Genomic DNA, 9,319 nt, shown 5'->3' with positions numbered 1-9,319 from the left:
TGTTAATCTGTGATGAATGGGGTTATGTGCCATTGGACAGAGAAGCTGCACAATTGCTGTTTCAAGTTATTTCCGACAGCTATGAGCGCAGGAACGTTGTTTTGACAACCAATCTTGAGTTCAGCCGCTGGGTGAGTATTTTTTATGATGAACAAATGACCGCAGCCATAATTGATCGGCTGGTACACCATAGTTATCTCTTGCTTTACGATGGCCCTAGCAACCGCATGCGCGATTCGCTTATGCGGCAAGATGGATAAAATTCCCCACCCATATAGGTGAGGAAAAACTTTTGCAAAAGTGAGGAATTTTCACTTGCAAAATACAGCATCTTCTCTTAAAAAATTATCATTTGTAATTTCTTCATATAAATCATAAAACTTATTATAAAACAGTGTCAAAACCTCTATTTCTTTTTCATCGGGTAAAGACTTTTCCATTATAACCTCCATCTCGCCGCTACCGCTTACGACGCAAAGAAATGAACATACGAGCTTATAATTCCTCCTAGGTCGCTTCTTTTAATTTATCAATTACTGGTATTACTATATTCTGCGTATTAATAATTTCCACAGAATCTATTTGCTTTTCTTCAACACCCTCTAGTATTGTACTTTTTCCACTCCCATTTCCCTATATAAAAGGGAAAATCTTGGAACTTGTTTATTTCTTTCAAATAGTGGTAGATCTATTTTCTTCTCAAAAATCCGCCTTTCATTCTGATGGATGAAATATCCTCCAGTTTTACCATTCTCTTATACCATTACTCTAATATTCAATATCGTCAATGCAAACGCTATTTTCATCATTTCGATAGAACTTTCTAATGATCTTTTCAACCCAATTAGAAAAAGAATATAGAGGTTTGCCCTAAATGGGCAAACCTCTATTTAATTTTTTATTCCACTTTCTATTTTCATGTTGTTTCCGCACTAAATATTGGCAATATCACTTGATCGCTTCAGCAGCACACTGTTTATATCAGCCTCGGTACGACCATATGTTCTTAAAAATTCAATTACTTCGTCAGACATATTTTCAATACATTCAGGCTGCACTTCCCACCCCAAGTTACCATGCAGTCTTTTGATCAAGTATAACTCTTCCATCCGTTTTAATATTCTATTCGCCCTGCTGTTGCCGATTTTGAGATAGTCTTGAAGCCTGCTGTTAGCTATCTGCTTCTGAGATAATGACCACATAATGGCATCGGGCAATTTCTCATCATCTAAAATTCGGGGGGCTATTGGGGGGCTACTACTTGTTTCAGCATCTGATTCGATAGAGGTTGATACTAACTCCATATCTTCAAGGATGAATTGGTGTTCATTTCTTTGTTCAAAAGATTCCTTTATTTCACTAAGAAGTTCCTTCATACCGGCTTTTGTAATAAACGATCCCTGCAATCGTTTATTTTCTTTGCCAGGGGAATCCAAAATCATTTGACCTTTCCCTACTAGTTTCTCTGCACCTGCTCTATCTAGTATAGCTACAGAGTTTTTCTGATTGCCACATTTTAAAGCCATTTTTGCTCGAAAGTTTGCCTTATCAATAACCATATTATTGTTTTTTGGATTTTGAATTGCCAGAACCAGATGAATATTAGCATGTCGTCCTACACTTAATAACTCTTCCAGAACGGTTTTAAGACGATCGCGTTCCGCTTTGTTTACAACACTTGTAAACAATTTTGGAAATTCATCTATAATGCAAACGATGTATGGAACTCTTTTTCCATCCTGATCTTTTGGCCTGTTATTCATCTCTTTATATAATTCCCAAATCGCTTTTAGCCCTACTAATGGATCTGTAATCACCGGGCTAGACATGAATGGCTGATCATTAAATATTTCATATTCCGATCCCGTTTTATCTAAAAAATCCATAATCACTACATTAACATCTCCGGTACGCTGCTTGTAGGCTATGCTAATTAGCAGGCACATTATGGCGGTACTTTTGCCCGAAAGAGTAGCTCCACCAATTAACAAATGTGGGTATTCTTCAATATCGTCAATGCGTGGAGTGCCAAATTCATCGAATCCTATAGCATAAGGTAATTTCATTTTACTATCCATGAAGTCCTTATGTTTCAATATTCCAGTCAAATTATTATCTTCCAATGGCTTATCAGCAACAATTAGTTTTATTGATTTTTTATCACTTAAATCAACTCTGAAATAGTCATATTTCTTTAAACGATGCTGAACAGTTTCTCTACCTTTATTGATATCGCTATCCTTCGTTTCTTGCAATGTCTCCACATTGAAAATAAAGCGATCTGTCTTTACGACAATCGGTATTACGCGAATAAAAATTCTCAATCCCCTGTAATGCTTTTCAATTAGCTTTGCCAATCGTACTGCCTCTCGATTATTGATACCTATTCCAGTTGGAGCAGGTAAATAACGTCGATGAAGTTCTACTAGGCTACGTTCGAATTTATCAGTCAGAATAGCTATATTTTTTTCTATGGTTCGCGGTGCCAGCTCTCCATTGTGCTTAAACGTAAAATAAGCAAACTCTTTATCAAGGGGAAATGTACATAATCGATGAAAGACTCTCAAATATCCTTTGAAAAAGAAGTTTAAAAATCCTACATTTTTTATATTATCTAGCGTTAAATCCGGATACTTTTTTTCTACATAATTTATGTAAGATCCAATTTCACTAAAGAAAGGAAGTTTTTTGGGTCTGTCCCATTCGCCCATATGAGGGAATAGATAGTGATCAGAATCTTTAACGAATTCTAGAACCCATGATGCAAGTATTTGTTTATTACTTCTCAATAAATCCAAATACTCTTTACTCATATCTAAATCTGTTAAATCCATATCAAAGACATTGTTGAAACTTGATTTAATCATATTGCAAACGAAAATCGGCAAGACATTGTATTTTTCTCTCAAACCTAACGCCTTTTTCTTATTGGGTATGTTGACTATCTCTCTAAGTAAATCATTGTAGTAATGCTCATTTTCATAACCGGCAATAATAACAGGGACATCCTTATTATCACAAATCAAATTATCTATGTCTTTTGCCGTGGATTGTGTAGGGTAGTATGTATAGGCTGTATACCCACAGGATCTATATGGATTGTCAATAGTGCTACATCTACCAAGCAAACCTGAATTGACATTACATATTTCAACAATCTCCTCTATAAGCTGATACAGTACAGAACCTCTGTCACACGCTATTTGTAAAAAATATGGAATAGTAAAACGATCCTGATTTAGTCTTTTGCAAAACAAGGCCGCTAGACAGTAGCTAAAGATAAATAATGTTATTTTTCCATATTCATCGTTCGAGAATATAGAAAATAATTTATCAAATATAATTTCAGCTGATTCCACATCACCTATGCTGGATTTATTTTTACAGTGATCTGTTGGGATAGAACGAAGGCACGGATTGCTCAAGATATATTCATTACCATGCCAACCATACTCTATTGATTCCAAATAGGACAATATCCTTTTTACATCAGCACCAGAGAGATTCATTAGTGAAAAAAAGACCTTCATCTTATCCATATCTATCGATCTTTTTTTATGATGACTTATAAACTGAACATACTCATCTAATGCAACAACGTCTTCATCTTCCAATTCCTCAATAAATACAGAAAAAGAGTTGAAGTCTTTACCGATTCCTGTAATAAGCCGTTGTTGGAATCGTTTAATATCACCGTCAGATAAATTACTCATTGTAGCTCTCCCATTCAGTTAAGTTCGTAAAAACCAAATTCTGGCTGTCGAAATATCAGGAACAGTAAGCAATCCTCTTCCACTTCTGTTCTTCCATCATCATTCTACCATATAAATTATATTATAATATATATTTTTTGATAACATTGCCAATGAGCAAGCAGAAGAACAGAAGTAAGCTTGAGGACTTTTACTATAAGTTATATCCAAACCCTATATTCTTACGATAACAGCATAATGAATCCCCATGCCATTACAGCACAGGGATTCACCTTATAGTTTAGATGTTTAGAAAATTGTAATCGTTTTCTATCTAGAATTATATTTTTCCAACACTTTACCTTGAATAATACATTCGGTACTTTCAGTAATACTTATAGAAGTAACTTGATCTGATGTATTATTAGGTTTTAAAAACACCTCTTCATCAGATTTACTATATCTCTTACACATAATGTTTCCATCAACATAAAAATCCCAATATCGCCATTAAAAAGTTCATTGGTACATTTAACTAAAACAATGCTTTCATCTTGAATAGTAGTTTCCATACTTTTGCCTGAAATTCTAACAGCATAATCAGCTTCCATATTATTAGTGGAATACTCTATTGGGGGGAATATCACTAATATTCCTCCCCTAAAAACATGCGTTTATGTTAGGAATGCCTTCTTTTTTATCATCACGCATAGAGATTAATCGACTTTTGCTCTAATTCCGAGCTATTACTAGTTTAAATCGGTGTTACTCAAGCCTTATTCTTTACCTATTGATTATGTATCTTAGAAATATGATTTACTTCCCTCTTTCTCTAGCTTTGATGTCAATAAATTAAAATCGTACCTTTTAATATCATTACTTTCACGAAGGCCGTTAATCATTTCAGTAAGCGTCCTCTTTTTAAAATCTCTAGATATCATTGTATTGATTGATTTAATTTGCCGTAAAGATGGTTCTTCTTTTTTTAACTTAACAATATTATCTCTAATATCAAGCATCCACGCTCTAGGAATTATATCCCAGCAAATAATTAACCACTGAATTGCATTGTATAGCTGTCTTGCCGTTTCATTCCACTGTTCAGGCTTGACACCTTCCCCCCTCCCACTATTCCCTTGATTTTCTGTGCCAAAAGTTTTTAGTGGGTCAAATATTGATGGACTTTCTTGATTTGTCAACTGTAAAAAATGCGTTCCAGCTCCATTACCGCAGATGATTTTTTCCGTAATATTGTGGTTTGATCTAAGTATGCATTCAAAAATATAGTATTTATCAGTAAGATTTGCTTCTGCATCACTTCGTTTCTTTTGCCCTGTTAATAATCTTAAATAAGCTATTGGCTTAACTATATAATCAGTTACAATTTGTATTCTACGTTTTTCACCTCTGCAATTGATATTGTCCCCCTCCTTTATTCAACATTAATGTGGATTATGCAAGCAAAATGCCCTCAGTAAATTCAATAACTTGAGTGTTATAATTATTTCTCATCATCACTCAGACTATTTTTCCGCAAAATTTATACAGAAACAATCCGTCCAATTGATATAAATTAAACTCCTAAACAAAAACTCACAAAGCGACTGATTATTATCTATCTTTAACAAAATTTCAACTCTATCAAATTAAATGTAAATATAGTCCCATTTATCCGCTGGAAACCTTTTGTATTTTTGTTTTTTAATATTTGGCATAGCAACTACAAGTAATTTTTTTGGTCTAGTCATAGCTACATATGCTATTCTCATCAGTTCATCATTCAAGTCACCATTGTTTAAAAAATTTGGCGTTAATGTATTTGCACCCGTTTTATTACGAACAAGTAATAAAGTACTGTCAAAGGTTTCTCCTTTAACGCCATGTACTGAAGAAGTAATTATATCCCTTTTGGCTTTAGCTTCAAAATAATTTTTTAATGGTATATCTTTAAAACGAGGATTTTTTTGTCTCTTGTTTTAATCTTTATGACTTCATCAATAAGTATTCCCTCTCTTAAAGTAATTTTCAATTGATCCAAAAGGTTAACAAGTATACTTTTAAGCTCTGTTATCCATGAATTTAATGTTTTTTGGGGAGAAGGAAACCTGCATAATATAGAAATAATCCAGAATTTCCAAGTGTCATACACCATAATGCTTTCAATGTCAGCAGCAATAGTTATGTCAATATCTCTCAACTCTTTAATAGCCATACTAAAGAGAGCTTTTTCACATAATTCAAAAGCCTTTTTCCTTGATCTATAGTACCATTCATAAGCCGATTGAGCCAACAGCTCAATCTCGATACTTTTCCAAAGGCCGTGTACATCGGTATTGCTATGTATTCTACCACGGGTTACTACTGCAATATCAGAATTAGCCTCCGTAATAGAATTATCCTGGCATAACTCAATAAACTTTTTAATTATAGTACTCTCGTCAACCTGATCATTATATAAAATCAGTACAGGTTTTTGACCGTGCTTTGCACAATCTCCAACCGCCGTACTAGGAGGTTTATTAGCTAGAGAATTAGCAAAAGCCTGTGTTGCATTACAGATCGTCTGTGAGCTCCTAAAATTCGTAGTCAAATAAATTGTTTTCCATTCTTTTGCCCTCATTTTGTCAAGAAAGCACTCAGGTGTAGCACTCCTCCATTCATATATTGACTGATCTGGATCTCCTACCAAAAATACAGAACGCATACCTGCTTCAGTTAGCAGATCAAGGACGGCCATTTGCTCGATAGATGTATCCTGAGTCTCATCTATAATAATGATTGGGAAACGAGCAGCAATAGCCTTGGAAATATCGGGATATTTTTTCAAAAGTAGATAAGATAAAGCGGCCGCCTCATTTTGAAAAACATACCCTTTGTCCAAAAGCATTTTTTTATATTGCTTACAAGGAGTGCCATAAGTACCTGCAGAGCAAGTTACGCGATTCTTTTTACGATATAAATCCCCATTAATATCCCATCGAAACTCGCAGATTCCTTCAATACAACCTTGTCGATGACATTCACTTCGCCAATACTTATAGGGAAATTGAAAAATATTATTTATTACAATCGTTGGTCTTTTCGGTACTTCTTTATTCATTAGATACCCGAACCGCAATAAAATAAATGTGTTGATAAAACTATCAATTGTGCCAACAAAATGAGGATGTTCGATTTTAAAACCATCATCCATAAGCTCCTTTGCTTGTTTCTCAATTTCTTGGCTGGCCACATTTGTAAATGACAATACGGCGACCCCTTGATGGGAACATTGCCATGTTTGTATATAGCTTAACAGTTTTCTTGCCACCACATATGTTTTTCCGCTACCAGGGCAAGCACAAAGCACAACTTTACCCTCTGCAGCATTAAACTCTTCTTGTTCTGGTGTTAAAGTGTGCATCTTATCTCTCCTATGCTTCGGTTACACAATAAATAGCCTTTTTAATATATTCTGGTACTTCAAAAGGTTTATCGACAGTGTTTCCTTTCTTTAACTCATCACATTGTTTCTGAATTAGATCACATAGAGCCTGAGCTACTTTTCCTTTGCTATCATTACGCGCTTGTATAAATAGCCAGATGCAAATGGCTTTTTCAGTAATATCACTGAGGCTATTCACCTTGTCTGATAGTGCCTTCCCTACCCGTGGAAATGCCGATTCAATTGCCTGCAAGATAAGCAAAATATTATTATCGTGAAGAGATATAGCATACTCTAAGGTTTTTGTTGCATTTTGTAATTCAATCTCAGTTCCTTCGCATAATTCCTCTATATTTTTAAATCTATCTGAAGGCTTTCCTTTCTTCAATTTTTCTATAACATCAGTAATATCACTATCATAATCTAAGTCTTTTGATATATATGTATCTTTATCATCCTTGTCTGTACACCTATCATCATCAGTTATAATAGCTGCCTTTGTGAAACATGACGAAGATTCTGCTGTTGTAAGGAGCTTAGCAAAAGGCTTAAACGCAACTCCATTTATATTAACTATTTCAACCGCATATTTATCTAATGGGCGTTCTAGTAACCGCGCCATTTCTGGTAAAAGGAGAGCCTCACATATACCCTCAACAAATAATATTCCCTTGGCAAAAAACAATTGTGATTTTGTAACATCTAGATATTTTTTAAGATATATTTTATCAGTATCATCCATGGCTGTTTTAGCAAGTGGCAAACACTGTATCTTGCGATTTTTTTCATATAATAAATTTATACTTTCAACACCTATTCTGGATACTAATGTTGGGGAATGTGAAGTATATATTACCTGAATGGTATCAGATGCTTTATGTCTACTTTCAAAAAAATTATGAATGAGTTCTTGCAACTGTGGGTGAAGATGAGCTTCTGGCTCTTCAATTAAGAATAAATTATAACATATCCCACTTTTTTCAATTGCCATATCACCTAAAACAGTTGACATAAATAAGAGGTTATTATAGCCTAGCCCGTTTTGATATAATTCAAAAGAATAGTTTACCAGTTGGATTAGTTGATTCTTTAATTGTTGATCTTTCTTGTCAATTTTTGATAAAAATCTACCGATGTCAATATGTAGACCATTTGCATCCTGTTGTACACATTCTAGACATAATAACTCTTCGCACTTTTTTAAGACAGTAGTATACAACGGATCATCTTTACTAATATAGAACCACCTTGGTTTAAGCCATGCTCTTAAAGATGCGGCGATTGACTCAAATCTTGGTTCGACTAAACCAATATCAATTTCCTGTCGCAATATATCTTGTTCAATAGCTAGTAAGTTGGAGTTAATAATTTCTTTTGCCTTTTGTATTTGGGGTTTTTGTAATATATTTCCTTGTGCATCTGCCAAAATATGTACTAGATCATTTCTAGACTCTTCGTTATTTGTAACAGAGCTAAGTAAATTAGCTAATTTACTGGAACGTGATGGCTTCATTTCACTCTCAGCATCTCGAAGAGCACCTAAAAAAGCAAATTCCATCGCTTCGAAAGTGTCGGGAGAAAGAGGATTCCCTTCTGACTTTCCTCCCCAAGCAGTACTTTTAACTTTCTCAACTCCATTTGGGGTCTTTGTTTTATAAAACTTAATATGAAATTCTCCTTGTGTCGGATGTTCAGGGTCCCATATTTCTATTAAATATTGAGGGACATCTTCTAAATGCAAATCTAGCTGCGCGCTCTGAGCAACCTCACCTTTATTATTAATATGAAAATCTGATTTATTAAAAAAAATATCCTTTTTATAAGGAACTGTAGAAAACGCAATTCTTATTGCATCAATTAGTGCGGATTTCCCGCAATTATTTTCACCAATAATTGCGTTTACACCCTTATTAAATACAACTTCTACTCCTTCTTCTCCGAATCTACGGAAGTTTTTGATAATAATTTTTTTTAAATACACATCCATATCCCCCTCAAATCCAAATCCATTAAATATTTTCCATAATAATTTTAATTTTCATTATATACCCCCATATCTTGTAAAACAATAAAAATCCACCAGCTTAGCTGGTGGTATTTGATATAACGCTTGAAAGGTTACTTCCCCAGCAGGTGCACATGACAGCCTACTGCCGCAGGGGAATGTTACTTGCTACCCGTGAACGGGTTATCGAACGCCTTT

Annotated in this window: 8 protein-coding genes; 1 reads left to right on the top strand and 7 read right to left on the bottom strand. The window is 34.5% G+C overall.

Going from position 1 to position 9,319, the window contains the following annotated elements; genetic code table 11:
* The coding region (locus BMY14_RS13835; protein WP_177177580.1) for an ATP-binding protein at window positions 1-260 on the top strand (260 nt) is incomplete at its 5' end.
* Window positions 261-311: 51 nt separating this feature from the next.
* Here BMY14_RS13835 and BMY14_RS21055 read toward each other — a convergent pair.
* The 7 genes from BMY14_RS21055 to BMY14_RS13810 form a co-directional block, all read right to left on the bottom strand.
* On the bottom strand, window positions 312-440 hold the full coding sequence (locus tag BMY14_RS21055) for a hypothetical protein (protein WP_281246452.1): 129 nt from the start codon (window positions 438-440) through the stop codon (window positions 312-314).
* A gap of 492 nt (window positions 441-932) precedes the next feature.
* Window positions 933-3,713 carry an FtsK/SpoIIIE domain-containing protein gene (locus tag BMY14_RS13830; protein ID WP_091832957.1) on the bottom strand — a complete coding sequence of 927 codons (2,781 nt, stop codon included), beginning with the start codon at window positions 3,711-3,713 and terminating at the stop codon, window positions 933-935.
* 410 nt (window positions 3,714-4,123) lie between these two features.
* Window positions 4,124-4,303: a S24 family peptidase gene (locus tag BMY14_RS13825; RefSeq protein WP_342741770.1), complete on the bottom strand. Its 180-nt coding sequence runs from the start codon at window positions 4,301-4,303 to the stop codon at window positions 4,124-4,126.
* Between the two features lie 192 nt (window positions 4,304-4,495).
* Entirely contained in the window at window positions 4,496-4,891 is a 396-nt protein-coding gene (locus BMY14_RS13820) for a hypothetical protein (RefSeq protein ID WP_091832951.1), read from the bottom strand.
* Window positions 4,892-5,338: 447 nt separating this feature from the next.
* Window positions 5,339-5,635, bottom strand: coding sequence for a 3'-5' exonuclease (locus BMY14_RS21205; RefSeq protein ID WP_143063180.1), 297 nt, complete (start codon window positions 5,633-5,635; stop codon window positions 5,339-5,341).
* On the bottom strand, window positions 5,626-7,095 hold the full coding sequence (locus BMY14_RS13815) for a UvrD-helicase domain-containing protein (protein WP_091832948.1): 1,470 nt from the start codon (window positions 7,093-7,095) through the stop codon (window positions 5,626-5,628). The genes BMY14_RS21205 and BMY14_RS13815 overlap by 10 nt, the downstream gene beginning before the upstream one ends.
* Window positions 7,096-7,105: 10 nt before the next feature.
* Entirely contained in the window at window positions 7,106-9,097 is a 1,992-nt protein-coding gene (locus tag BMY14_RS13810; protein WP_177177604.1) for an ATP-dependent nuclease, read from the bottom strand.
* Window positions 9,098-9,319 lie beyond the last annotated feature (222 nt).

It is taken from the genome of Propionispira arboris, from assembly GCF_900109225.1.
Lineage (GTDB): Bacteria > Bacillota > Negativicutes > Selenomonadales > Selenomonadaceae > Propionispira > Propionispira arboris.
The sequence above is the reverse complement of the archived record's forward strand: the minus strand, read 5'-3'. Positions and strand labels throughout refer to the sequence as shown.